Below are 21,739 nucleotides of genomic sequence, written 5' to 3' on the forward strand. Positions count from 1 at the left end.
GTCTACAGTTGGACAAAGGACTGGCAGCGAATCTGCCGGCTCAGTGAATCTTTGGCCTTCGCATTGGTCTAGAGCGAGACCGCAGCGTCGCTCGACCTGCACCTGTCTACGCTATACCTGTGCGAGACTCACTCAGGAATCCAGAGCAATTATGAATGTCCTGATCGTTGATGATGAACCCCAAGCCCGTGAACGCCTGGCGCGCTTGTTCGGGGAACTGGAGGGGTACACCGTGCTGGAGCCCAGCGCCACCAACGGCGAGGAGGCCCTGGCCCTGATCGAAAGCCACAAGCCCGATGTGGTCCTGCTGGACATCGGCATGCCTGGCCTGGATGGCCTTCAGGTCGCCGCTCGCCTGTGCGAGCGCGAGGCGCCGCCGTCGGTGGTGTTCTGCACCGGCGACGATGAATACGGTGCCGAGGCCTTCAAGGACAGTGCCCTCAGCCATGTGACCAAGCCGATTCAACCCCAGGCCCTGCGCGAAGCGTTGCGCAAGGCCGAGAAACCCAACCGTACCCAGCTGGCGGCGTTGACCCGGCCAGGCAGTGAAGGCGGGGGGCCGCGCAGCCATATCAGTGCGCGCACGCGCAAGGGCATCGAGCTGATCCCTTTGCCGCAGGTCATCTATTTCATTGCCGACCACAAGTACGTGACCTTGCGCCACGAAGCGGGGGAGGTGCTGCTCGATGAGCCGCTCAAGGCCCTGGAGGACGAATTCGGCGAGCGTTTCGTGCGCATCCACCGCAACGCACTGGTTGCCCGCGAGCGAATCGAACGCTTGCAGCGCACGCCGCTTGGGCATTTCCAGCTGTTCCTCAAGGGCCTGGACGGTGACGCGCTGACCGTCAGCCGCCGGCACGTGGCGGGTGTGCGCAAGATGATGCAGACGCTCTAGGTCTGCGCAATGGCCCTATCGCCGGCAAGCCGGCTCCCACAGCTACAGTGCAACCTCAGGAATTGTGCTGACCCTGTGGGAGCCGGCTTGCCGGCGATAGGGCCGCTTCAGGCGAAACAGGATCCTGACCCACATCTGCTAGCGAAGCCGACGGAGCTGTTATCATCGGCGGCATTCCTAAGCATTGGGGCGTTCCATGTCCACTCGCGAAATCCGCATTGCCACCCGTAAAAGTGCCCTGGCCCTGTGGCAGGCCGAATACGTCAAAGCCCGCCTCGAGCAGGCGCACCCCGGCCTGCTGGTCACCCTGGTACCCATGGTCAGCCGTGGCGACAAGCTGCTTGATGCGCCGCTGGCGAAGATCGGCGGCAAGGGCCTGTTCGTCAAGGAACTGGAAACCGCCCTGCTGGACAACGAAGCCGACATCGCCGTGCATTCGATGAAGGACGTGCCCATGGACTTCCCCGAAGGCCTGGGCCTGTACTGCATCTGCGAACGCGAAGACCCGCGTGACGCGTTCGTCTCCAACCACTTCGCCAGCCTTGATGCCCTGCCGGCAGGCAGCGTCGTCGGTACCTCCAGCCTGCGCCGTCAGGCCCAGTTGCTGGCGCGCCGGCCCGACCTGAAAATCCAGTTTCTGCGTGGCAACGTCAACACTCGCCTGGCCAAGCTCGATGCCGGCGAGTACGACGCGATCATCCTCGCCTCGGCTGGCCTGATCCGTCTCGGCTTCGAACAGCGCATCACCGCCAACATCAGCGTCGACGACAGCCTGCCGGCTGGCGGCCAGGGTGCAGTGGGCATCGAGTGCCGCAGCGCGGACAGCGAGATTCATGCCTTGCTGGCGCCCCTGCACCATGCCGATACCGCCGACCGGGTGGTGGCCGAAAGGGCCTTGAACAAGCGCCTGAACGGCGGCTGCCAGGTGCCGATCGCCTGCTATGCGGTGCTCGAAGGCGAGCAACTGTGGCTGCGTGGCCTGGTCGGCCAACCCAGCGGCGGTACCCTGCTGGTGGCTGACGCCCGCGCCCCGCGAGGCAGCGCCGAAGCCCTGGGCGTGCAGGTTGCCGAAGACCTGCTGGGTCAGGGCGCTGAAGCCATCCTGAAGGAAGTCTACGGCGAGGCCGGGCACCCGTGAGCCCCTGGCGCCTGTTGCTGACCCGGCCCGAAGAGGACTGCGCGGCACTGGCGCAGAGCCTGGCAGTGGCGGGTGTGGCCAGCAGCTGCCTGCCATTGCTGGCAATCGAGCCCGTGCAACTGGGTGACTGCCAGCGCGAGCAGCTTGCCGGCCTGGCGCAATACCAGGCCATTATCGTGGTCAGCAAGCCGGCAGCCAGGCTGCTGCTTGAGCAGCTCGTCCAGGCTGGGCTGCAGCCCCCGGAAACCGGCTGGTTCACGGTCGGGGAGGCAACGGCGGGGGTGCTTCAGGCCGCTGGTCTGGAGGTGACCTTCCCTACGCAAGGTGATGACAGTGAGGCCTTGCTCGCAGTGCCGTTCCTGCGCAAGGCTATCGCGCTTCCTGCATCACGCGTCCTGATTGTCCGTGGTGTCGGAGGTCGCGAACTGCTGGCCGAGCGTCTTGCAGAGCAAGGTGCTAGTGTCGATTATCTGGAACTGTATCGTCGCTGCCTGCCGGCGTACCCGGCGGGCACACTGCTGCGCCGCATCGAGGCGGAACGCCTCAATGGCCTGGTGGTCAGCAGTGGGCAGGGTCTCGAACACTTGCAGCAGCTGGCTGCCGGCGAATGGCCGCGGGTGGCACGTCTGCCGTTGTTCGTGCCCAGCCCTCGCGTCGCCGAGCAGGCCCGGGCCGCCGGGGCGCAACAGGTTGTGGATTGCCGTGGCGCCAGTGCCACGGCCTTGCTGGCAGCCGTGCAGCGCAGCGCTGCACCTGCCTCTTAAGGCGCTAAGCTCAGAGCGGAGTGCCCCCATGCAAAGGATGGATACGTGAGCGAAACTGTCTTGTCGAACAATGATCAGCCGTCGGCCCAGGAGCCGACGCAACCGGCCACCACGCCATCCGCCAAGCGCTCTGGCAGTGGTCTGGCCTTGCTGGCGCTGCTGGTAGGCGCAGCCGGGGTTGCGGTAGGTGGTTGGGGCGTCTGGCAGGTGCGGCAGCTGCAAGGCAGTGAAGTGAGCCAGGGTCAGCACCTGGAGGCGCTGAACCAGCGCGCTGCGGCGCTCCAGCAGCGCGAGCAGCAGATCAGCGCCCAGCTGGCCAGCCTGCCGGCCGCGAGCGAGCTGGAAGACCGCCGTCGCCTGGTGGCACAACTGCAGGGCGATCAGCAGCGCTTGAGCCAGCGCCTGGAAACCGCACTGGGCGAGAGCCGCAAGGAATGGCGCCTGGCCGAGGCCGAGCACCTGCTGCGCCTGGCCACCCTGCGCCTTTCGGCGTTGCAGGACATCACCAGCGCCAAGGCGCTGGTCGAGGGCGCCGACGAAATCCTCCGCGAACAGAGCGACCCAGGCGCCTTCGCTGCACGCGAGCAGCTGGCGCGCAGCCTGGCGACACTCAACAGCACCCAGCAACCGGACCGCACCGGGCTGTTCCTGAAGCTGGCTGCCCAGCGTGACATGGTGCAGCAGCTGAACGCCCAGTCGCCGGAGTTCGACAGCAATGCCGACGCGCTCGGCGCCCTGACCGCCGATGGCGATGGGGCAAGCCGCCTTTCGCAATGGTGGGCGGAGATTTCCAAGTACTTCCAGATCGATTTCGATGCCGACGACAATGTCCGGCCACTGCTTGCCGGGCAGTCCCTCAACCAGTTGCGCCTGGCCCTGAGCCTGACCATCGAGCAAGCCCAGTGGGCCGCGCTCAACGGTGACGCCAAGGTCTACAACCAGGCGCTGGATGATGCGCGCAGCGTGCTGCTGGCCAACTTCAATGCCGACAACCCGCAGAGCAAGGCCATGCTCGACAGTCTCAACGCGCTGGCCGAGCAGCCGGTCTCGGTGGTCACCCCTGACCTGAGCGAAAGCCTGGCTGCAGTGCAAGCCTACATCCAGCGCCGCCACCTGCCCGCCGAGACCGAGGGGGCCAAGCCATGAAGCGCGTCTACCTGCTGGCGGTGCTGGCCATCGTGATCGCCGCAGCACTGGGCATCGCCGTGGCCAAGCACAGCGGCTATGTGCTGATTTCCTATGGCGGCTTCCGCTACCAGTCGGGGCTGTGGGCCGCGCTCGCCGCGTTGGTCGCGATCGTCGTGGTGCTGTGGCTGCTGCGTTACCTGGTAGGGCTGGTGCTGACCTCCAGCGGTGTGGTCAACCCGTGGTCGCGCCGCAACCGCAGCCGGCGTGTGCGCATCGCCATCGAACAGGGCCAGCTGGACCTGGCCGAGGGCCGCTGGGCCAGCGCCCAGCGCCACCTGCACCGTGCTGCCGAAGCTGAACGGCAACCACTGCTGTATTACCTCGGTGCGGCGCGCGCGGCCAACGAGCTGGGTCGCGCGCAAGAAAGCGACAATCTCCTGGAGCGCGCGCTGGAGCGCCAGCCACAGGCCGAGCTGGCCATTGCCCTGGCCCATGCGCAGATGCAGATGGACCGTGGCGAAAGCGACGGCGCGCTGGAAACCCTGCTGGCCATGCAAGAGCGGCACCCGCATAACAATCAGGTGCTGCGCCTGTTGCAACGGCTGTATCTGGAGCGTGGCGACTGGTCGGCATTGATCCGCCTGTTGCCCGACCTGCGCAAGAACAAGGTGCTTCCGACCAGCGAGCTGGCCGCGCTGGAGCAGCGGGCCTGGGGCCAGAACCTGAGCCTGGCGGCCACGCGTGGCGATGATGCGCAGAGCGCTCGCCAGGCACTGGAGCGTGCCTGGCAACAGCTGACTGCCGCCCAGCGCCAGGAGCCGCAGCTGGTGTTGGCTTATGCCGAGCAGCTGCGTCAGGTGGGCGCCCAGGGCGAGGCCGAGCAGGTGCTGCGCGGTGCGCTCAAGCGTGACTACGAAAGCCATCTGGCTCGCCTGTATGGGCTGGTCCGCGGCGATGACCCGGCGCGTCAGCTGCAGACGGCCGAATCCTGGCTCAAGGACCACCCGCAGGATCCGAGCCTGCTGCTGACCCTCGGCCGGTTGAGTTTGCAGAACCGCTTGTGGGGCAAGGCTCGCGACTACCTGGAAAGCAGCTTGCGCATGGAGCGCAATCCGGAAACCTGCGCCGAGCTCGCCAGGTTGCTGGCAGGGCTTGGCGAGACCGAGCGCAGCAATCAGCTCTTCCAGGAAGGCCTTGGCTTGCTCGATGAGCGCCTGCTGGCGTTGCCATTGCCAGAAGGCGTGCGCGCCTGACCGATCCTTGGGCCCGTGCGGGTGCACGGGCCCAAGGTTGTTTCTTCATTGCCATCTCCGAGAAATTTCCTACTAATCGGCCAGAGATTTCCCCCCTCTCCCGGTGACTTCTCGCGCCTGTCTTGCCTTGAAACAAAGCGTGTGTTTCCTCTACCGTTTCAAACCACTCAAGTCACTTCCGGACCTCCATCACCCATGCCGGCCCGTCTGCGCACGTTCTTTCTTCCTGGCTGCCTGGCCTCGCTGGTTGTGCTTGCGGTGTCCTTCTACCTGGAAGCGACCTTGGGGCTGATGCCTTGCCCTCTGTGTCTCAGCCAGCGTTTGCTGTTAGGCGTGTATGCAGCGATCTGCCTGTGCGCGGCCTTGCATTTGCCTGGCCCGCTCGGCATTCGACGTTACGCCGGGGCAGCGCTGGCCAGTTCGGCACTCGGGACACTGCTGGCGGCACGGCATGTCTGGTTGCAGGGCGCCGACCCTGCCAGCCCTGTTGGCTCGTCGTCGATCTGGCACCTGCTCGAGCAGTCTTGGGGCGGCGTGATCCGGCAGTTGCTGCTGGGTGGCCCGGACTGCAGCTCACTGAGCTGGAGCTTTCTCGACCTCACCATGCCCGAATGGAGCCTGCTCGCCTTCGTCCTGCTGGCGATGCTGCCCATGGCCTGTTTGCTGGCGTATCGTTTCCGCACCCTCGGCAAAACTTGACCCAGCGCAAACGTTGGGCGCTAACGCGACCAGTGGTGCTACGCCAAGGTATTAAACGCTTGTATGAACTTTGTCTGCTGCGTACCTTGATGGTCAGCACGCGCGGGAATAATCTCCCAGCACGCATACCGAAAATACAACTGCTCGATGCCGTCCTGCTGATGTCACCTTTGTGCTGCGCGGTCGTGGTGCGAGGTGCAGCGGCATCTACCCAGAAGGGAAGAGATCGCCATGCTCGATAGTTGTCAGAACGCCCAGGAACGCTGGGGTGGGGTTCACAAGCTGATCGACCGTTGGCTGGAGGAGCGCCAGGAACTGGTGCAGGCTTTCCGCGCATTGCGCGATGCCAAGCCGGCCTTCGCCGACAAGGACAAGAACCGGGATTTCTGCGCGATCCTCGTCGACTATGTCTCGGCCTGGCATTTCGAGGTCAGCGAACAGCTGGTCAGCGAGGCCAAGGCCTTCGGTGACACCCGTGGCCTGGAGCTGGCCACGCAGATCAATCCTCGTATCGATGACAGCACCCAGATCGCACTGGCATTCAATGACCATTGCGAGAAGGGCGAGTGCAAGGACCCGGAACGTTTCGCGGAGAAACTGGGCAAGCTTGGCAGCCTGCTGCACGAGCGCTTCGAACTCGAAGACTGCCTGATCGAGGTGCTGCACAACGCACACAAGGAAGAGGGCGCGGTCCAGGCGTGACGCGCAGCGTCAGTCACCGACCGCCAGCAGCTCGATCTCGAATACCAGTGGTGTGTAGGGCGCAATCAGGTCACCTGCGCCCTCTGCACCGTAGGCTTGTGCAGAAGGAATCACCAGGCGCCATTTCGACCCTGCTTTCATCTGCGGCAAGGCCACCCGCCACCCTTCGATCACTGAGTCCAGGCTGAACCATTGTGGCTGCTGGTTCTGGTCGAATATCGATCCGTCTGGCAGCCTGCCGACATAACGCACTTGTACCTTGCCGTCGGCTTTTGGCAGTGCGCCATTGCCTCTGCTCAGTTCACTGTAGAGAACCCCTTCAGGCAGTTCATGCACGCCAGCACGTGCGCGTTCATTGGCCATGAAGCGTGTCTCGATGGCCTGCAGTTTCGTCACTTCGGCCTGCGCCGCATGTTCTTCATGCTGCTGCAGGATCGCATCCATGCGCGCCTTGTCGAGTTTCAGCGGCTGATTCTGGTAGGACTGGCGCAGGCCTTCGACCAGTGCATCCAGTTGCAGTCCAGGTACCTCCTGGCGCAGCCGTTCACCCAGACTTGCACCCAGGCTGTAGGCCAGGTCGGTGTCGTCGGTGGGGGCAGCATCGGGGGCGGCCAGGGCGATGGGCGCCAGCAGGCACAGGCCGAACACAAGATAACGAGGCATGCTCAACTCCAGCTCAATGAGCGATCAAGTATGCCAGCTTTGTTGGGCAGGAACGCGTAAATATCAGCAGCGTTGTGTCTAGCAACTACACTTGCACGGAGCTGCAAGATAACAACTTTGCCCAGGCATGCAACGCGGCGTTAGCGATACTGTCACATGCCCTAGCGGCAGTAGCAGCAGAAGCATAGTATGAGCCGCAAACTCGTCAGCCAGGAGGTAAACCATGTCGGCCAAAAAGAAGCCAGTAAGTACGCCGTTACACCTGCTCCAGCAACTTTCGGGCAGCCTGCTCGAACACTTGGAAGATGCCTGCTCGCAAGCGCTGGCTGATGCGGAGAAACTGCTGGCCAAGTTGGAAAAGCAACGCGTCAAGGCCCAGGATAAACTGCACAACGGTCGCCTGAAGTTGCAGGATGCGGCCAAGGCAGGCAAAGCCAAGGCACAAGGCAAGGCCCAGAAAGCCATCGGTGAACTCGAAGGGCTGCTCGATTCGCTCAAGGATCGCCAGACGCAAACCCGTACTTACATTCAGCAACTCAAGCGCGATGCCCAGGAAAGCCTGAAACTGGCCCAGGGTGTCGGCAAGGTACGCGAGGCTGTCGGCAAGGCACTGGACCAACGCGCGGTCGCCGCCAAGTCGGCCAAGCCGGCCGCTGCCAAGGCACCTGTCAAGGCAGCCGCCAGGCCTGCGGCCAAGCCGGCTGCGAAACCTGCTGCCAGGGCACCTGCCAGAGCCGCCGCCAGCAAGGCTCCAGCCCGCACTGCGGCTGCCAAGCCCGTTGCCGCCAAAGCACCGGCCAAAGCGGCGGCCGCCAAGCCTGCTGCCAAGCCGGCCGCCGTCAAGGCCGCTCCGGCAAGAGCGGCTGCAGCCAAACCAGCCGCCAAGCCAGCCGCTAAAACTGCACCGGCAAAAGCCGCGGCCGCCAAGCCTGCAGCTAAAGCCGCACCGGCAAGAACCGCTGCAGCCAAACCTGCTGCCAAGCCAGCTGCTGCCAAAGCCGCAACCAAACCGGCAGCGGCCAAGCCAGCTGCCAAATCTGCAGCCAAGCCTGTTGCAGCCAAGCCGGCTGCCAAACCTGCAGCCAAGCGTGCTGCCGCCAAGCCCGCTGCGAAACCCGCGGCGAGCAAGCCAGTTGCCGAAGCCAAACCGGCTGCACCGGCCGCCACTGCGCCGATGACCAACTCGGTCACCCCGGCAGCGCCATCGGCACCGGCAATCCCCCCAACTCAGACGCCGTCTTCGGCCTCCTGAAGCCCTGCGGCCGCGACGCGCAACTGTTCCAGCGCGTCGTGGCCAAGGGCCTGGTCGGGTGCCATCCAGGCCAGCCAATCCCCGCTACTTGCTGACGCCTGCGAGGGCCATTGAAGGGCGCACGCCTGCAGGCGCTGCAGCAACGTCTTTTCCGCTTGCAATTCCAACCCTTTCAACTGCTCACGCAGCGCCGTCAGCTGCGCGTCCTGCTGCGCAGGCGTTCGCCATGCCTGACGCAGGGCGCGCAGGGGCTGCACCACTTGCTGCTGCCAGGGGTCTGCGAGCGCGCGCAAGGCCTGCGCGCGCGCAGGGCTTGGCTCGACGCCGCGTGCCTGCAGCCAGGTCGCGCACAGCAGCAGGCAGACATCGGCCCCCAGTGCCTGCAGCTGCATACAGGATGTTTCGACACCGGGCCGCGCATACAGGGCCAGGGCGTGATTCCACAGGTCGGTGTACATGATTCCACTCACGCTACGGGTCGAGGAAGCTGGTAGACTCCGCGACCATCATGATCAGACTATCCAACCTCACTTTACAGCGTGGTCCGCAGCGCTTGCTAGAAGGCGCCGAGATGACCCTGCACACCGGTCACAAGGCCGGCCTGATCGGCGCCAACGGTGCCGGAAAATCCAGCCTCTTCGCCTTGCTGCGCGGCGAGCTGTCGCCCGATGCCGGCGACTGCCAGCTGCCCGCTGACTGGCGCATCGCTCACATGCGCCAGGAGGTCGATACCCTCGATCGCCTGGCCGTGGACTATGTGCTCGACGGCGATGCGCGCCTGCGCAAGGTCCAGGCCGAACTGGCCGTGGCCGAGCAGGCCCACGACGGCACCGCCCTGGCGCGCCTGCACAGTGAGCTGGAAAGCGCCGACGGCTACACCGCCGATGCGCGTGCGCGCAAGCTGCTCGCGGGCCTTGGCTTCAGCAACGAGCAGATGGACCGCCGCGTAGGCGACTTCTCCGGTGGCTGGCGGATGCGCCTGAACCTTGCCCAGGCCTTGATGTGCCCGTCGGATCTGTTGCTGCTCGACGAACCGACCAACCACCTCGACCTCGATGCCATCCTGTGGCTCGAAGACTGGCTCAAGGGCTACCCCGGCACGCTGTTGCTGATCTCCCACGACCGCGACTTCCTCGATGCCGTGGTCGACCATGTGCTGCATGTCGAGCAGCGCAAGCTCAACCTGTACAAGGGTGGCTACAGCGCCTTCGAGCGCACCCGCGCCGAGCGTCTGGCGCAGCAGCAGCAGGCCTACGAGAAACAGCAGGCCCAACGCGCGCACATGGAAAAGTACATCGCCCGCTTCAAGGCCCAGGCCACCAAGGCCCGCCAGGCGCAGAGCCGGATCAAGGCCCTGGAGCGCATGGAGGAGCTGTCGGCGGCGCATGTCGATTCGCCGTTCGACTTCGTCTTCCGCGAATCGCAGAAGATTTCCAGCCCGCTGCTGAGCCTTTCCGAGGGGCGCCTGGGCTATGGCGACAAGGCCATCCTCGACAAGGTCAAGCTGCAACTGGTACCGGGTGCGCGGATCGGCCTGCTGGGCCCCAACGGCGCCGGCAAGTCGACCCTGATCAAGAACCTCGCCGGCGAACTCGAGCCGTTGTCGGGCCGTCTGGTGCGTGGCGAGAACCTCGCCGTCGGCTACTTTGCCCAGCACCAGCTCGACTCGCTGGACGACAAGGCCAGCCCGCTGCTGCACCTGCAACGCATCGCCCCGACCGAACGTGAGCAGACCCTGCGCGACTTCCTTGGCGGCTTCGACTTCCATGGTGACCGCGTCGACGAACCGGTGGTGAATTTCTCCGGTGGTGAAAAGGCCCGGCTGGCCTTGGCGCTGATCGCCTGGGAGCGGCCGAACCTGTTGCTGCTCGATGAGCCGACCAACCACCTCGACCTGGAAATGCGCCTGGCACTGACCATGGCCTTGCAGGAGTTTGCCGGGGCAGTGGTGGTGGTTTCCCACGACCGCCACCTGCTCAAGAGCACCACCGACGAGTTCCTGTTGGTGGCCGATGGCAAGGTCGACGCCTTCGATGGCGACCTCGATGACTACAGCCGCTGGCTGATCGAGTTCCGCCAGCGCAGTGCGCCGGCAAGCAGTGCCTCGGTCAACCCGGACAAGACCGACAAGAAGGCCCAGCGCCAGGCTGCTGCTGCCTTGCGCCAGCAGCTGGCACCGCACAAGAAGGCCGCCGACAAGTTTGAGACCGAGCTCAACCAGGTGCATGCGCAACTGGCCGAGATCGAGGCGGCGCTGGGTGACAGCGGTTTGTACGAGGCGGCGCGCAAGGATGAGCTGCGCGATCTGCTGGCTCGGCAGACCAAGCTCAAGCAGCGTGAAGGCGAGCTAGAAGAGGGCTGGATGGAGGCCCTGGAGACGCTCGAGAGCATGCAGGCCGAGCTTGAGGCGTTGTCCTGAGAAATTGATGTCGTGAGTGCTGCCCAATCGCCGGCAGACGCTACAAGAAATTTCGCTGGTCATTTTTTCACCAACCCCTTAGCTTAACGTTTTGCAACAAATGTCGAGCGAGGTGTGTGATGTCGATGGAAGTGTGGTTGGGCTTCTTTGCCGCGTGCTGGGTGATCAGCCTTTCTCCGGGCGCCGGGGCGATTGCCTCGATGTCCAGCGGCCTGCAGTACGGTTTCTGGCGCGGTTACTGGAACGCCCTGGGCCTGCAGCTGGGCCTGATCGTGCAGATCGCCATCATTGCCGCCGGTGTCGGCGCCATCCTCGCCGCATCCGCCACCGCCTTCCAGATCATCAAGTGGTTCGGCGTCGCCTATCTGATCTACCTGGCCTACAAGCAGTGGCGTGCGTTGCCGCTGGACATGGCCGACGAATCCGCCGTGCGCCCGATCGGCAAGCCGCTGAGCCTGGTGTTCCGTGGCTTCCTGGTCAACGTCAGCAACCCTAAGGCGCTGGTCTTCATGCTCGCGGTACTGCCGCAGTTCATCAACCCGCACGCGCCGCTGTTGCCGCAGTACATCGCGATCACGGTGACCATGGTCAGCGTCGACATGCTGGTGATGGCGGGCTACACCGGGCTGGCTTCGCGGGTGTTGCGCCTGCTGCGCACGCCCAGGCAGCAGAAGCGCCTGAACCGCACGTTCGCCGGGCTGTTCATCGGTGCAGCGACCTTCCTGGCGACCTTGCGTCGCGCGCCGATCTGATGAATTGCCGGGGCTGCAAAGCAGCCCCGGTTCATTTCGGCCGTTCCATCATCCCCTTGAGCAGGTCCAGCGGCAGCGGAAACACGATGGTCGAGCTCTTGTCCCCGGCAATCGTCCCCAGGGTCTGCATGTAGCGCAACTGCATGGCCCCCGGCTCCTTGCTGAGCATCTGCGCCGCCTGCATCAGCTTCTCCGACGCCTGCAACTCGCCTTCGGCGTGGATCACCTTGGCCCGCCGTTCCCGTTCCGCCTCGGCCTGGCGGGCGATGGCGCGGACCATCGATTCATTGAGGTCGACGTGCTTGATCTCGACGTTGGCCACCTTGATCCCCCAGGCATCGGTCTGTGCATCGAGCACCTGACGGATATCCGAGTTGAGCTGCTCACGCTCGGCCAGCAGTTCGTCCAGTTCATGTTTGCCCAGCACCGCGCGCAGGGTGGTCTGGGCCAACTGGCTGGTGGCGACCAGGAAGTCTTCGACCTGGATGATCGCTTTCTGCGGGTCCAGCACGCGGAAGTACACCACGGCGTTGACCTTCACCGACACGTTGTCGCGGGTAATCACGTCCTGGGGCGGTACATCCAGCACCACGGTGCGCAGGTCGACCCGCACCATCTGCTGGATCACCGGAATCAGCAGGATCAGCCCCGGCCCCTTGACCTGCCAGAAGCGACCCAGCTGGAACACCACACCGCGTTCGTATTCGCGCAGGATGCGAAACGCTGACAGCAACAGCATGGCCAGCACGATCAGCACGGCCCCAAAACCCAATTGCATGAACATTGTCAGTCTCCTTGCGCCGCAGGCGCGGCGGCGCTTACGTCCAGCATGACGCCATGGCGCGCCGTGACCCGCACGTTCTGCCCGGTCTGCAGCGGCGTCGAGCATTGCACCTGCCATTGTTCGCCCTGGGCCTGTACCGAACCGCAGAACGGGTTGTCTGCCATCACCTGGGTGACGATCACCAGGCTGCCGACCAGGCCGGCATCGCCGCTGACCGGTGCCCGTCGACGCGCCTTGATGGCCATGCCCAGCACGCCGCCGATCAGCAATGCCGACAGCACGGCGAGGGTGCCGATCAACGCCAGCGGGATGCCGAAGCCAGGGGCATCGGTATCGATCAGGATCAGTGCGCCGACCACGAAGGCCACGATGCCGCCGAAGCCGACCACGCCGAAGCTGGGCAGAAACGCCTCGGCGATCATGAAGGCGATGCCGAGCAGGATCAGCGCCGCACCGGCGAAGCTCACCGGCAGCAGTTGCAGGGCATACAGCGCCAGCAGCAGGCAGATGCCGCCGACCACGCCACCCAACGCCGAGCCTGGGTTCATGAACTCGAACAGCAGGCCGTAGACGCCGATCATGATCAGGATCAGCGCCACGCTGGGGTTGGTGATGACCGCCAGCAGGCGCGTGCGCCAGTCCGGCAAGTGCTCGACCAGGGCGGCGTCTCGGGTTTGCAGCGTGTGTGGCTGGCCAGCGGCGACCAGGGTCTTGCCGTCGAGCTGATGCATCAGGTCGGGCAGATCCTCGGCCACCTGGTCGATCACTTTCAGGCGCAGCGCTTCACTGGCCGACAGGCTGACCGCTTCGCGCACGGCCTGTTCCGCCCAGTCGGCGTTGCGCCCGCGCAGCTGGGCCAGGCCACGGATATAGGCAGCGGCATCGTTGACCTGCTTGCGCGCGAGGGTCTGCTCATCGTCGCTCGGCTTGGCCTTGTCGTCCTTTGCGCCAGGCGGGCCACCGATCTGCACCGGCGTGGCGGCGCCGAGGTTGGTCCCGGGGGCCATGGCCGCCACGTGGCTGGCATAGAGGATGTAGGTGCCGGCGCTGGCAGCGCGAGCGCCGCTCGGGGCGACGAAGGTGGCGACCGGTACCGGGCTTGCGAGAATCGCCTTGATCATCTGGCGCATGGCGCTGTCCAGCCCGCCAGGGGTATCCATGCGGATGACCACCAGCTGTGCGTTCTGCGCCTTGGCCTGTTCCAGGCTGCGCACCAGATAGTCGGCGCTGGCCGGGCCGATGGCATCGTCGATACTCAGCACCCAGACCGTTGCGGGTGCCGCGAAGCCACTCGGGGCGCAGCCAAGCAACAGCAACAGCATCAACCAGCGGCAACAGCGAGCGAGCACCTGTCGTCACCTCGTGGGTCCATGTACTTGAAGTTTAGTCGTGGCTGTCGGGGTACGGCCTAAACTTGAAGATTGGGGGCGAAAGCGGAGGTGCATCATGCGAATGGCCAAGACCCTGCAGCAGCGCCTGGACCAGGCCAACTGCGACTACGACATCATTCCCCATCCACACTCGGCCACAAGCCTTGAGTCGGCGCGCACGGCCGGGGTACCTGCAGAGCGGGTCGCCAAGTCGGTCATGCTCGACGACCGCCATGGCAACTACATCATGGCCGTGCTACCGGCCAACCGGCACCTGGACATGAGCAAGGTGCGCATGTCGGGCGCCTGGCAACTGACCCGCGAAAGCGGCCTGCCGAACCTGTTCGGCGATTGCGAGCGTGGCGCCATTCCGGCAATGGGTGACGCTTACCAGATAAAGATGCTGCTCGATTCGAGTCTTACCCGCCAGGGCGATGTCTACCTGGAGGCGGGTGACCACGATCACCTGATCCACATGAGCATGGAGCAGTACCTGAAACTGGTACCGCAAGCCGAAGTACGCGAGCTGTGCTGATGTGCTCAAACCAATGCCGGGTCGGCGTCGTGGACGGCCCGCCCGGCACATGAGGAGGAATCATGGAAGCACCGATCCATCCATTCGCCGAGCTGTTCAAACAGTTGGGCCTGCCCGACGATGCCGTGAGCATCGACCAGTTCATCGCCAGCCACTCGCCGCTGAAGAATGAGACCAAGCTGGTGGATGCGCACTTCTGGACCGATTCCCAACGCCAGTTTCTCAAGGACAGCATCATTGAAGATGCCGATTGGGCGGTACCCTTCGATCAACTCAACGAGGCCTTGCGTCGCCCGCGAAAATAAAGCGCCGAGTGGCACCTGATGAGTGATTGGCCGTTGCTATGCTCAGGAAAAACAAGAAGGGGATAGGCGCTATGAAAGATCCCTACGCACCAGGATTCTGGTGCTCCGTGACGATCCTGGGCACCCTGACGGCCGGTTACTTCTACGGTATCCGCCACACCCAGCAGATGAACCAGGCCGTGCAGTTCCTTTACGCCGCGGCCGCAGTCACTGCGGCTGTCGCGCTGGTGGGACTGACATGGATTGCCTGGCAGCAGTTGCACCTGAACAGACGTGAAGTCAGACAGGGGCGAACGTTGCTGACCATCTGGAACACCAAGGTCGCGTTGCGCCGCGTCGAGACCGTGTTCGACCGTTATTTCTGGGGTAGCTACTGGCATTCCGGGCGCACCTTCGAAGAGGTGATGGGCGAGCTCAAGGGCACCCCCCTGGAGCAGAGCCTGGATACACTCAAACGCCAGTGCCGTGCGCTCGACCGCGAGGTCCATGATCACCATCACCATTGGCTGGCCAACGCCCGCGACCTTTCCAGCGTGGCCTCGGCCATGGCGCGCGAGCGCTACCAGCTGGACCTGTGCGAGCCGTCGAGCAATGGCCATGGCAACACCGCGGTGCTCAACCGCGACCTGGAGGTGCTGGTGTACACCTGGTCGGCGCGCCTGCGCAGCTTCGACCATCAGCTGGACGAGCTGGAACGCGCCTACCACTGAGCAGGGTCACTCGCCGCGGATGTACTGCTCCAGCTGCTTGATAAGGCTGGCCTGTTCCTTGATGGTTTCCTTGACCAGGTCGCCGATCGACAGCAGGCCGAGCAACTCGCCATTGCTGACCACCGGCAGGTGGCGCAGATGACGGTCGGTCATCAGGTTCATGCAGTGGTCGAGGCTCTGCTTGGGCTCCACCGTGACCACCGGTGCGCTCATGATTTCACGCACCGGAGTTGCCGCGGAAGAGCGGCCCTTGAGGACCAGCTTGCGAGCGTAGTCACGCTCGCTGACGATTCCTACTACCTGGTTGTTTTCCACCACGGGAAGAGCACCGACGTTTTTTTCCGCCAGCTGTTTCAGGGCGTCGAGCACCGAGTCATCCGGGCCAATGGTGTAGACGGTCTGGTGTTGGGACTTGGTCTTGAGGATTTCTTCGACGTTCTTCATACGGGCCTCTGCGGGTGGAAAACCGAGTTCTTGGAGTAAATAAAGCATCCGGCACGCCAGCCTGCACGGCAATGCAGGAAACGGCATGGACTCGATTGAAAAACGTCATTGTCTTGAACGCATGGCGCAAAAAGGCAGCCGGCGGGCTAATGCTGGTCGGTTAGCCCGTCGGCGAAACGTGGCTAGGCAGTGGCCTTCGGGTTGGGGCCGAAGCGGTTGTCGCCTTGAGTGCCGTCCTGGACCAGGAAGATCAGGTTCACGATGGGCAGCAGCAACCACCAGCCGCTTCGATCGCTGTCGTGCAGGCGACGTACGCCGACAGAAATGGTGGGAACCAGGAGCGCCAAGTTGTAAATGCTGCTGATGATCTGCGATTCACCCGCCAGGGCTTCGACCATACCGATGGCAAAGGCGATCAGCGTGCTGACCAGAAGAAACAACCAGTATTCCCTGCGGCGGGCACGCCCTTGGAACGTGGCATATTTCTTCATCACGACGGCGAATACGTTGCCAAAGGTGATCGGCGTATTGTCGGCGACAGCGGTAGCTGTCACGCCATTGCTGGCAACCTGCGGCGCGCCACAATCCGGGCAGCTCAAGGCGGTTTCATGGATCTGTTTGGCGCAGCCGCGGCAGAACACCATGTTCATTTGTTTTCCCTTACAGTTGATTAGCTTGTTGATAGACCGATGTAGCAAAGCAGCGATACGCCAGACATGACGACACCTGCGATGGCGAGGCCATTGCCGGGTCTCTTCTGACTGATGCTGACGATGCCCATGACCAGGCTGATGCTGGCGAACAGGCCCAGGCCCAGCAGGGTGTCGCTGTCCCATTCACTTTCATCGAACAGCGACATCGAGCAGATGATGCCCAGGATCAGGGACGTGATGCCCAGCCACGGTGATTGACTACCGGTGCTCTGGGTGGCTGCAGGCACTGCAAATTGAGGGGCACCACATTGTGGGCAGGTGTGTGCCGATTCGTGCAGCTGACGAGCGCAGCCGCGACAAAAAACCATTGCCATTGCGAGTCCTTTCCAGCGCTCGAGGAACGCGTCCCTGGTTGATTCGTTACTGCTCATCGAGCAGTCCGTGCGGAGGTTACCAAATCTTTCGCTGATGGCGAAGTAATGGCGTCCTGTGATCGCAGAAAAAACGCTGCCGACATGGAAAAGGCGCCATAGGCGCCTTCGTTTCCAGAGGGGACGATCAAAGTTTCGGCATCTGCCCGATCCGCGCCACCATTTCGCTCACCACCTGCAGGTCGAGCATGAACTGCTCCACGGTCTTGAACTCGTTGTCGTTGTGCCCGGTGTACTTCACACCCGGCATGGCCAGGCCGAATTGCACGCCATTGGGCAGGTCATGCACCGAGGTGGCACCGGCTGAGGCGCCGAACGCATGCTTCATGCCCAGGTTCTCGGTAGCCACATCGAGCAGGGCCTTGACCCATTCACCTTCGGGGTTGCGATACATCGGCTCGTCGAGGCTGTAGTTGAAGGCGACCGAAGTGTGGCTCTGGCGTGTCCACTGGCCCAGTTTCTCGGCCATTTCATCCTTGATCGTGGCCAGCGGCTTGCCCTTGGGGATACGCAGGTTGACCGCCAGCTTCAGGCCTTTCTCGTCCACGCCGACGAACGTCAGCGAAGCGGTCAGCGGGCCCATGAATTCATCCTTGTAGGCAATGCCAAGCTTGTTGCCCAGGTAGTCCAGGCCCCAGTTGTCGGCCGCGTAGCGGGCAGCATCGGTGAAGTGGTTGTGCTTGAGCGGTACCTGCTGGCCCAGGCCGTTGATGAAGTCGAGCATGCGTGCCACCGGGTTGACCCCGGATTCCGGCTCGGAAGAGTGGGCCGAAACACCGGTGACCGTGAGCAGAACCTGATCGCCCTTGGCCTTGGCGTCGATCTTGAAGTCGTCGCCATTACGCTTGGCGTACTCGGCGCCGGCCTTTTCCAGCTGTGTGGCCAGTTGCGCCGGGTTGTCGCTCACCAGCGTCGCCACGGATGTGGTGGGAATCTGGTTGGTGGCGAGGCCGCCGGTGAGGTCGATGATTTCCGCGCCGTTGCCGCTGCCCGGGCGTTTGCTGAAGCTGGCCATGACTGTGCCATAGCCTTTCTCGGCAATCACCACCGGGTAGCCGCCATCGAGCGCCAGGTTGTAGTCGGGCGTCGGGTTGCGGGCGAAGTAGTAGGGGATGGCGTCGCCGCTGGTTTCTTCGGTGGTGTCGATCAACAGCTTGAACTGCCGGGCCAGGGGCAGATTTTCGTCCTTGGCCACCTTCAGCGCATACAAGGCCACGACGATACCGTTCTTGTCATCCTCGGTGCCGCGACCGTACATGCGGTCACCGACCAGGGTCACCTTGAACGGGTCCAGGCGAGTGCCGTCGGCCAGCTTCCAGTTGTCCGGGTTGACCGGTACCACGTCGGCGTGGGCATGGATTCCGACCACTTCCTTGCCGGTACCCAGGGAGATCTCATAGACGCGGTTGTCGATGTTACGGAAGGCCAGGCCGAAGCCTTCGGCCAACGCCTTGATCTTGTCGGCGATCTTGGTGAACTCGGGGTTCTCGTGCTGCGGGAGGCCATCAACGCTGAACGTGGGGATGGCCACCAGTTCACGCAGGGTTTCGGTAGCGGCCTTGCCATACTTGATGCGGGTGTACAGCCCAAGCAGGCGGTTGATTTCGTTCTGCTGGTCGGCGCTCAGGGGTTTGTTGGCCAGGTAGGCCTTGAGGGTGGCTCGCAGATTGTCGGCCTTGGCCAGCTCGCTGCTGTTCAACTTGCCGATGAACGCCTTGAAATTGGCCGGGTCGGCGCCGTCGTAGGCCTTGAGGATGGCCGCGGACTGCTGCTGCGAGAGGTTGGCCTGGGCGGACAGGCTGAGCAGGCTGGCACTGGCCAGCAGCACGGCCGCGGTAAGTTTTTTCAGGAGCATGTGGGCGCATTCCTTCGCGATTGCTGAAAAGGGATGCTCACGCTATCACCATTGCCCCATGGCACGGGAGTGCCAGAACACGATATGTCGCACAAACGAAAAAGCCCCGGGCATGGCCCAGGGCTTCTTGATATGGCGCACTCGGCGGGATTCGAACCCACGACCCCTGCCTTCGGAGGGCAGTACTCTATCCAGCTGAGCTACGAGTGCAACGCGCACGCATCATACCCATCTGATTCGGTGGCGTCCATCGCCTTGATCTTCGGCCTTTTTTCCCGCTTGTTCAGGTCTGTGGGAGCCGGCTTGCCGGCGATAGGGTCCGCCCGGCCACCACAAACCCCTCTATGCATATGCAATAACAGTATTTCCCCATCAATTCTTATGACTGGCACTATCTCGTCACAACTTGTTATAACAAGTCATCGATTAGCGAAGGAACCCATGGCCGAACTGCTCCCCCTGTCCCCGGTACCGCTCTACACCCAGCTCAAGGAATTGCTGCGCGAGCGCATTCTCGACGGCACCTACCCGCCGCACAGCCGCATGCCTTCGGAGAACGAACTGGGCAAGGCGTTCGACGTCAGCCGCATCACCGTGCGCCAGGCGCTGGGCGACCTGCAGAAAGAGGGGCTGATCTTCAAGATCCACGGCAAAGGCACGTTCGTCGCCAAGCCCAAGGCGTTCCAGAATGTCAGCACCTTGCAGGGGTTGGGCGAGTCGATGACGCAGATGGGCTACGAAGTGCTCAATCGCCTGCGCAGTTTCCGCCATGTGCCGGCTACCCCGTTGGTGGCGGCGCGGTTGCAGGTCGAGGAGGGCAGCCTGGTGACCGAGATCCGCCGGGTGCGACTGATCAACCGCGAGCCTGTCTCGCTGGAGCTGACCTGGCTGCCCAAGGCCGTAGGCGAAAAGCTGGAAAAGGCCGACCTGGTCACCCGAGATATCTTCCTGTTGCTGGAAAACGACTGCGGCATCCCGCTCGGCCACGCCGACCTGGCCATCGATGCCGTGCTGGCCGACAGCGACCTGACCCAGGCACTCCAGGTCGAGGAAGGCTCGCCGATCATGCGCATCGAGCGCCTGACCCACGCTGCCGACGGCACGCCACTGGATTTCGAACACCTGTACTACCGGGGTGATGCCTTCCAGTACCGCCTGCGCATCGATCGCCAGAAGGGGAGCAAGGCATGAGCATCCAGACCCAGGACTACGACATCATCGTGATCGGTGGCGGCACCGCCGGCCCGATGGCCGCGATCAAGGCCAAGGAGCAAGACAAGACCCTGCGCGTGCTGTTGCTGGAAAAGGCCAACGTCAAGCGCAGCGGCGCCATCAGCATGGGCATGGACGGCCTGAACAACGCCATCATCCCCGGCCACTCCACGCCCGAGCAGTACACCAAGGAAATCACCGTGGCCAATGACGGCATCGTCAACCAGGCCACCGTGCATGCCTATGCCACCCACAGTTTCGAGACCATCGAGCAGCTCGACCGCTGGGGCGTGAAGTTCGAGAAGGACGAAACCGGCGACTACGCGGTGAAGAAGGTGCATCACATGGGCGCCTACGTGCTGCCCATGCCTGAAGGCCATGACATCAAGAAAGTGCTGTACCGCCAGCTCAAGCGCGCCCGGGTCGAGATCAGCAACCGCATGGTCTGCACTCGGGTACTGCTCGATGCCGAAGGCGCTGCAGCCGGTGTGCTGGGTTTCGATTGCCGCAGCGGCGAGTTCCGCGTGGTGCGGGCCAAGGCGGTGATCCTCGCCTGTGGTGCCGCCGGGCGTCTCGGGCTGCCGTCGTCGGGCTACCTGATGGGAACCTACGAGAACCCGACCAATGCCGGTGACGGTTATGCCATGGCCTACCACGCAGGCGCCGAGCTGGCCAACCTCGAGTGCTTCCAGATCAACCCGCTGATCAAGGACTACAACGGCCCGGCCTGCGCCTACGTGACCGGCCCGCTGGGTGGTTACACCGCCAACAGCAAGGGTGAGCGCTTCATCGAGTGCGACTACTGGAGCGGGCAGATGATGTGGGAGTTCCACCAGGAGCTCGAAGGGGGCAACGGCCCGGTGTTCCTCAAGCTCGACCACCTGGCCGAGGAGACCATCCAGAACATCGAACAGATCCTGCACAGCAACGAACGCCCCAGCCGTGGCCAGTTCCATGCCGGGCGCGGCACCGACTACCGCCAGCACATGGTCGAGATGCACATCTCCGAGATCGGCTTCTGCTCCGGACATTCGGCTTCGGGTGTGTGGGTCAACGAGAAGGCCGAGACCAGCGTCAAAGGCCTGTATGCGGCCGGCGACATGGCGGCGGTGCCGCACAATTACATGCTCGGCGCCTTCACCTACGGCTGGTTCGCCGGCATCAACGCCGCGCGATACGTGGCGGGGCGCGAGCTGGCCGAGGTCGATGCGCTGCAGGTGGCGCGTGAGCGCGAGCGCGTGTTCGCGCCGCTGCAGCGCGAACACGGCCTGCCGCCGGCGCAGGTCGAGTACAAGCTGCGGCGCATGGTCAACGACTACCTGCAGCCGCCCAAGGTGACCAAGAAGATGGAGATCGGGCTGGAGCGTTTCGCCGAGATCGAGCGCGACCTTGCCCAGATGAAGGCCAGCAACCCCCACGAGCTGATGCGTGCGATGGAGGTGGCGGTGATCCGCGACTGCGCCGAAATGGCCGCACGCGCGTCGCTGTTCCGTGAGGAAAGCCGCTGGGGGCTGTACCACCATCGGGTCGACTTTCCCGAGCGCAACGATGGCGAGTGGTTTTGCCATTGCCACCTGAAGAAGGGCGAGGACGGCGAGATGACCAGCTTCAAGAAAGCTGTCGAGCCGTACCTGATCGCTCTGGATGCCGAAGAGCAGACCGCCTATGACCGGTTGCGGGTCAAGGCCGATGCCGCGTGAACCGGGGCCGCTGCGCGGCCCATCGCTGGCAAGCCAGCTCCCACAAGGTCGGCACAGATCGGTGTAGGAGCCGGC

At 63.7% G+C, this 21,739-nt stretch carries 23 protein-coding genes and 1 tRNA gene; 15 read left to right on the forward strand and 9 right to left on the reverse strand.

From position 1 onward, the window contains the following. The first annotated feature begins 151 nt into the window (after window positions 1-151). The 7 genes from PPL01S_RS08210 to PPL01S_RS08240 all read left to right on the forward strand — a co-directional run bounded on the left by PPL01S_RS08210 (window position 152) and on the right by PPL01S_RS08240 (window position 6,579). Window positions 152-895 (forward strand): LytR/AlgR family response regulator transcription factor, encoded by a 744-nt coding sequence (locus PPL01S_RS08210; protein WP_016394096.1) that lies wholly within the window; start codon window positions 152-154, stop codon window positions 893-895. Window positions 896-1,091: 196 nt separating this feature from the next. Next, window positions 1,092-2,033 carry a hydroxymethylbilane synthase gene (gene hemC, locus PPL01S_RS08215; RefSeq protein ID WP_016394097.1) on the forward strand — a complete coding sequence of 314 codons (942 nt, stop codon included), beginning with the start codon at window positions 1,092-1,094 and terminating at the stop codon, window positions 2,031-2,033. After that, on the forward strand, window positions 2,030-2,797 hold the full coding sequence (locus tag PPL01S_RS08220) for a uroporphyrinogen-III synthase (protein WP_016394098.1): 768 nt from the start codon (window positions 2,030-2,032) through the stop codon (window positions 2,795-2,797). The genes hemC and PPL01S_RS08220 overlap by 4 nt, the downstream gene beginning before the upstream one ends. Window positions 2,798-2,842: 45 nt before the next feature. Further along, a complete protein-coding gene (locus PPL01S_RS08225) occupies window positions 2,843-3,943 on the forward strand; it encodes a uroporphyrinogen-III C-methyltransferase (protein WP_016394099.1) in 1,101 nt (366 codons plus the stop codon). Continuing rightward, window positions 3,940-5,178 carry a heme biosynthesis protein HemY gene (locus PPL01S_RS08230; protein ID WP_016394100.1) on the forward strand — a complete coding sequence of 413 codons (1,239 nt, stop codon included), beginning with the start codon at window positions 3,940-3,942 and terminating at the stop codon, window positions 5,176-5,178. The genes PPL01S_RS08225 and PPL01S_RS08230 overlap by 4 nt, the downstream gene beginning before the upstream one ends. Before the next feature lie 195 nt (window positions 5,179-5,373). Further along, a complete protein-coding gene (locus tag PPL01S_RS08235) occupies window positions 5,374-5,877 on the forward strand; it encodes a disulfide bond formation protein B (protein WP_028625556.1) in 504 nt (167 codons plus the stop codon). A gap of 231 nt (window positions 5,878-6,108) precedes the next feature. Next, window positions 6,109-6,579: an Rsd/AlgQ family anti-sigma factor gene (locus PPL01S_RS08240; RefSeq protein ID WP_016394102.1), complete on the forward strand. Its 471-nt coding sequence runs from the start codon at window positions 6,109-6,111 to the stop codon at window positions 6,577-6,579. A 9-nt stretch (window positions 6,580-6,588) separates the two neighbouring features. On the opposite strand, the gene PPL01S_RS08245 is transcribed toward PPL01S_RS08240, so the two are convergent. Next, the gene (locus tag PPL01S_RS08245) at window positions 6,589-7,242 is read right to left on the reverse strand and encodes an FKBP-type peptidyl-prolyl cis-trans isomerase (protein WP_016394103.1); all 654 of its coding nucleotides are present in this window, start codon (window positions 7,240-7,242) and stop codon (window positions 6,589-6,591) included. Between the two features lie 223 nt (window positions 7,243-7,465). On the opposite strand from PPL01S_RS08245, the gene PPL01S_RS08250 reads away from it, so the two are divergent. After that, window positions 7,466-8,494 (forward strand): AlgP family protein, encoded by a 1,029-nt coding sequence (locus tag PPL01S_RS08250; protein ID WP_016394104.1) that lies wholly within the window; start codon window positions 7,466-7,468, stop codon window positions 8,492-8,494. On the opposite strand, the gene PPL01S_RS08255 is transcribed toward PPL01S_RS08250, so the two are convergent. After that, a complete protein-coding gene (locus PPL01S_RS08255) occupies window positions 8,470-8,952 on the reverse strand; it encodes a TIGR02444 family protein (protein ID WP_016394105.1) in 483 nt (160 codons plus the stop codon). The two genes, PPL01S_RS08250 and PPL01S_RS08255, sit on opposite strands and share 25 nt — an antisense overlap. A gap of 50 nt (window positions 8,953-9,002) precedes the next feature. On the opposite strand from PPL01S_RS08255, the gene PPL01S_RS08260 reads away from it, so the two are divergent. Then, window positions 9,003-10,913 (forward strand): ATP-binding cassette domain-containing protein, encoded by a 1,911-nt coding sequence (locus PPL01S_RS08260; protein ID WP_033743379.1) that lies wholly within the window; start codon window positions 9,003-9,005, stop codon window positions 10,911-10,913. Between the two features lie 119 nt (window positions 10,914-11,032). Then, the gene (locus PPL01S_RS08265) at window positions 11,033-11,665 is read left to right on the forward strand and encodes a LysE family transporter (protein WP_016394107.1); all 633 of its coding nucleotides are present in this window, start codon (window positions 11,033-11,035) and stop codon (window positions 11,663-11,665) included. Window positions 11,666-11,696: 31 nt separating this feature from the next. Here the strand turns inward: PPL01S_RS08265 and PPL01S_RS08270 are convergent, their stop codons facing one another. Then, window positions 11,697-12,449 (reverse strand): slipin family protein, encoded by a 753-nt coding sequence (locus PPL01S_RS08270; RefSeq protein WP_016394108.1) that lies wholly within the window; start codon window positions 12,447-12,449, stop codon window positions 11,697-11,699. 2 nt (window positions 12,450-12,451) lie between these two features. Next, a complete protein-coding gene (locus tag PPL01S_RS08275; protein ID WP_028625554.1) occupies window positions 12,452-13,798 on the reverse strand; it encodes an NfeD family protein in 1,347 nt (448 codons plus the stop codon). A gap of 97 nt (window positions 13,799-13,895) precedes the next feature. Between PPL01S_RS08275 and PPL01S_RS08280 the strand changes: the two genes are divergently transcribed. The 3 genes from PPL01S_RS08280 to PPL01S_RS08290 all read left to right on the forward strand — a co-directional run bounded on the left by PPL01S_RS08280 (window position 13,896) and on the right by PPL01S_RS08290 (window position 15,369). Further along, window positions 13,896-14,354, forward strand: a complete 459-nt coding sequence (locus tag PPL01S_RS08280; protein WP_008099435.1) for an aminoacyl-tRNA deacylase — start codon at window positions 13,896-13,898, stop codon at window positions 14,352-14,354. 62 nt (window positions 14,355-14,416) lie between these two features. Beyond that, complete coding sequence (locus tag PPL01S_RS08285) at window positions 14,417-14,659, forward strand: DUF2789 domain-containing protein (protein WP_016394110.1); 243 nt, start codon at window positions 14,417-14,419, stop codon at window positions 14,657-14,659. Window positions 14,660-14,730: 71 nt separating this feature from the next. Beyond that, complete coding sequence (locus PPL01S_RS08290; protein ID WP_028625553.1) at window positions 14,731-15,369, forward strand: hypothetical protein; 639 nt, start codon at window positions 14,731-14,733, stop codon at window positions 15,367-15,369. 6 nt (window positions 15,370-15,375) lie between these two features. Here PPL01S_RS08290 and PPL01S_RS08295 read toward each other — a convergent pair whose 3' ends face one another. The 5 genes from PPL01S_RS08295 to PPL01S_RS08315 all read right to left on the reverse strand — a co-directional run bounded on the left by PPL01S_RS08295 (window position 15,376) and on the right by PPL01S_RS08315 (window position 18,962). Next, the gene (locus tag PPL01S_RS08295) at window positions 15,376-15,813 is read right to left on the reverse strand and encodes a CBS domain-containing protein (protein ID WP_016394112.1); all 438 of its coding nucleotides are present in this window, start codon (window positions 15,811-15,813) and stop codon (window positions 15,376-15,378) included. A gap of 182 nt (window positions 15,814-15,995) precedes the next feature. After that, on the reverse strand, window positions 15,996-16,463 hold the full coding sequence (locus PPL01S_RS08300) for a DUF805 domain-containing protein (protein ID WP_016394113.1): 468 nt from the start codon (window positions 16,461-16,463) through the stop codon (window positions 15,996-15,998). Between the two features lie 20 nt (window positions 16,464-16,483). Next, a complete protein-coding gene (locus tag PPL01S_RS08305) occupies window positions 16,484-16,840 on the reverse strand; it encodes a DUF4190 domain-containing protein (protein ID WP_028625551.1) in 357 nt (118 codons plus the stop codon). A 184-nt stretch (window positions 16,841-17,024) separates the two neighbouring features. Then, window positions 17,025-18,752, reverse strand: a complete 1,728-nt coding sequence (locus PPL01S_RS08310; protein ID WP_016394115.1) for a dipeptidase — start codon at window positions 18,750-18,752, stop codon at window positions 17,025-17,027. 133 nt (window positions 18,753-18,885) lie between these two features. Next, window positions 18,886-18,962: transfer RNA gene (locus PPL01S_RS08315), tRNA-Arg, on the reverse strand. Between the two features lie 231 nt (window positions 18,963-19,193). On the opposite strand from PPL01S_RS08315, the gene PPL01S_RS08320 reads away from it, so the two are divergent. Then, the gene (locus PPL01S_RS08320; RefSeq protein ID WP_016394116.1) at window positions 19,194-19,943 is read left to right on the forward strand and encodes a GntR family transcriptional regulator; all 750 of its coding nucleotides are present in this window, start codon (window positions 19,194-19,196) and stop codon (window positions 19,941-19,943) included. Further along, the gene (locus PPL01S_RS08325; RefSeq protein ID WP_028625550.1) at window positions 19,940-21,664 is read left to right on the forward strand and encodes a fumarate reductase/succinate dehydrogenase flavoprotein subunit; all 1,725 of its coding nucleotides are present in this window, start codon (window positions 19,940-19,942) and stop codon (window positions 21,662-21,664) included. Before PPL01S_RS08320 ends, PPL01S_RS08325 begins: the two co-directional genes overlap by 4 nt. The last annotated feature ends 75 nt before the right edge of the window (window positions 21,665-21,739 follow it).

The sequence above is a fragment of the Pseudomonas plecoglossicida NBRC 103162 = DSM 15088 genome (assembly GCF_000730665.1).
GTDB lineage: Bacteria > Pseudomonadota > Gammaproteobacteria > Pseudomonadales > Pseudomonadaceae > Aquipseudomonas > Aquipseudomonas plecoglossicida.

Excerpts from the sequence above, each read along its gene's own strand:
- PPL01S_RS08300 (WP_016394113.1), bottom strand. The coding sequence starts at position 16,463 with ATGAACATGGTGTTCTGCCGCGGCTGCGCCAAACAGATCCATGAAACC.
- PPL01S_RS08250 (WP_016394104.1), top strand. The coding sequence starts at position 7,466 with ATGTCGGCCAAAAAGAAGCCAGTAAGTACGCCGTTACACCTGCTCCAG.
- PPL01S_RS08210 (WP_016394096.1), top strand. The coding sequence starts at position 152 with ATGAATGTCCTGATCGTTGATGATGAACCCCAAGCCCGTGAACGCCTG.
- PPL01S_RS08280 (WP_008099435.1), top strand. The coding sequence starts at position 13,896 with ATGCGAATGGCCAAGACCCTGCAGCAGCGCCTGGACCAGGCCAACTGC.
- PPL01S_RS08305 (WP_028625551.1), bottom strand. The coding sequence starts at position 16,840 with ATGGCAATGGTTTTTTGTCGCGGCTGCGCTCGTCAGCTGCACGAATCG.
- PPL01S_RS08325 (WP_028625550.1), top strand. The coding sequence starts at position 19,940 with ATGAGCATCCAGACCCAGGACTACGACATCATCGTGATCGGTGGCGGC.
- hemC (WP_016394097.1), top strand. The coding sequence starts at position 1,092 with ATGTCCACTCGCGAAATCCGCATTGCCACCCGTAAAAGTGCCCTGGCC.
- PPL01S_RS08255 (WP_016394105.1), bottom strand. The coding sequence starts at position 8,952 with ATGTACACCGACCTGTGGAATCACGCCCTGGCCCTGTATGCGCGGCCC.
- PPL01S_RS08295 (WP_016394112.1), bottom strand. The coding sequence starts at position 15,813 with ATGAAGAACGTCGAAGAAATCCTCAAGACCAAGTCCCAACACCAGACC.
- PPL01S_RS08270 (WP_016394108.1), bottom strand. The coding sequence starts at position 12,449 with ATGTTCATGCAATTGGGTTTTGGGGCCGTGCTGATCGTGCTGGCCATG.
- PPL01S_RS08265 (WP_016394107.1), top strand. The coding sequence starts at position 11,033 with ATGTCGATGGAAGTGTGGTTGGGCTTCTTTGCCGCGTGCTGGGTGATC.
- PPL01S_RS08235 (WP_028625556.1), top strand. The coding sequence starts at position 5,374 with ATGCCGGCCCGTCTGCGCACGTTCTTTCTTCCTGGCTGCCTGGCCTCG.
- PPL01S_RS08310 (WP_016394115.1), bottom strand. The coding sequence starts at position 18,752 with ATGCTCCTGAAAAAACTTACCGCGGCCGTGCTGCTGGCCAGTGCCAGC.
- PPL01S_RS08320 (WP_016394116.1), top strand. The coding sequence starts at position 19,194 with ATGGCCGAACTGCTCCCCCTGTCCCCGGTACCGCTCTACACCCAGCTC.
- PPL01S_RS08245 (WP_016394103.1), bottom strand. The coding sequence starts at position 7,242 with ATGCCTCGTTATCTTGTGTTCGGCCTGTGCCTGCTGGCGCCCATCGCC.
- PPL01S_RS08260 (WP_033743379.1), top strand. The coding sequence starts at position 9,003 with ATGATCAGACTATCCAACCTCACTTTACAGCGTGGTCCGCAGCGCTTG.
- PPL01S_RS08290 (WP_028625553.1), top strand. The coding sequence starts at position 14,731 with ATGAAAGATCCCTACGCACCAGGATTCTGGTGCTCCGTGACGATCCTG.
- PPL01S_RS08285 (WP_016394110.1), top strand. The coding sequence starts at position 14,417 with ATGGAAGCACCGATCCATCCATTCGCCGAGCTGTTCAAACAGTTGGGC.
- PPL01S_RS08240 (WP_016394102.1), top strand. The coding sequence starts at position 6,109 with ATGCTCGATAGTTGTCAGAACGCCCAGGAACGCTGGGGTGGGGTTCAC.
- PPL01S_RS08230 (WP_016394100.1), top strand. The coding sequence starts at position 3,940 with ATGAAGCGCGTCTACCTGCTGGCGGTGCTGGCCATCGTGATCGCCGCA.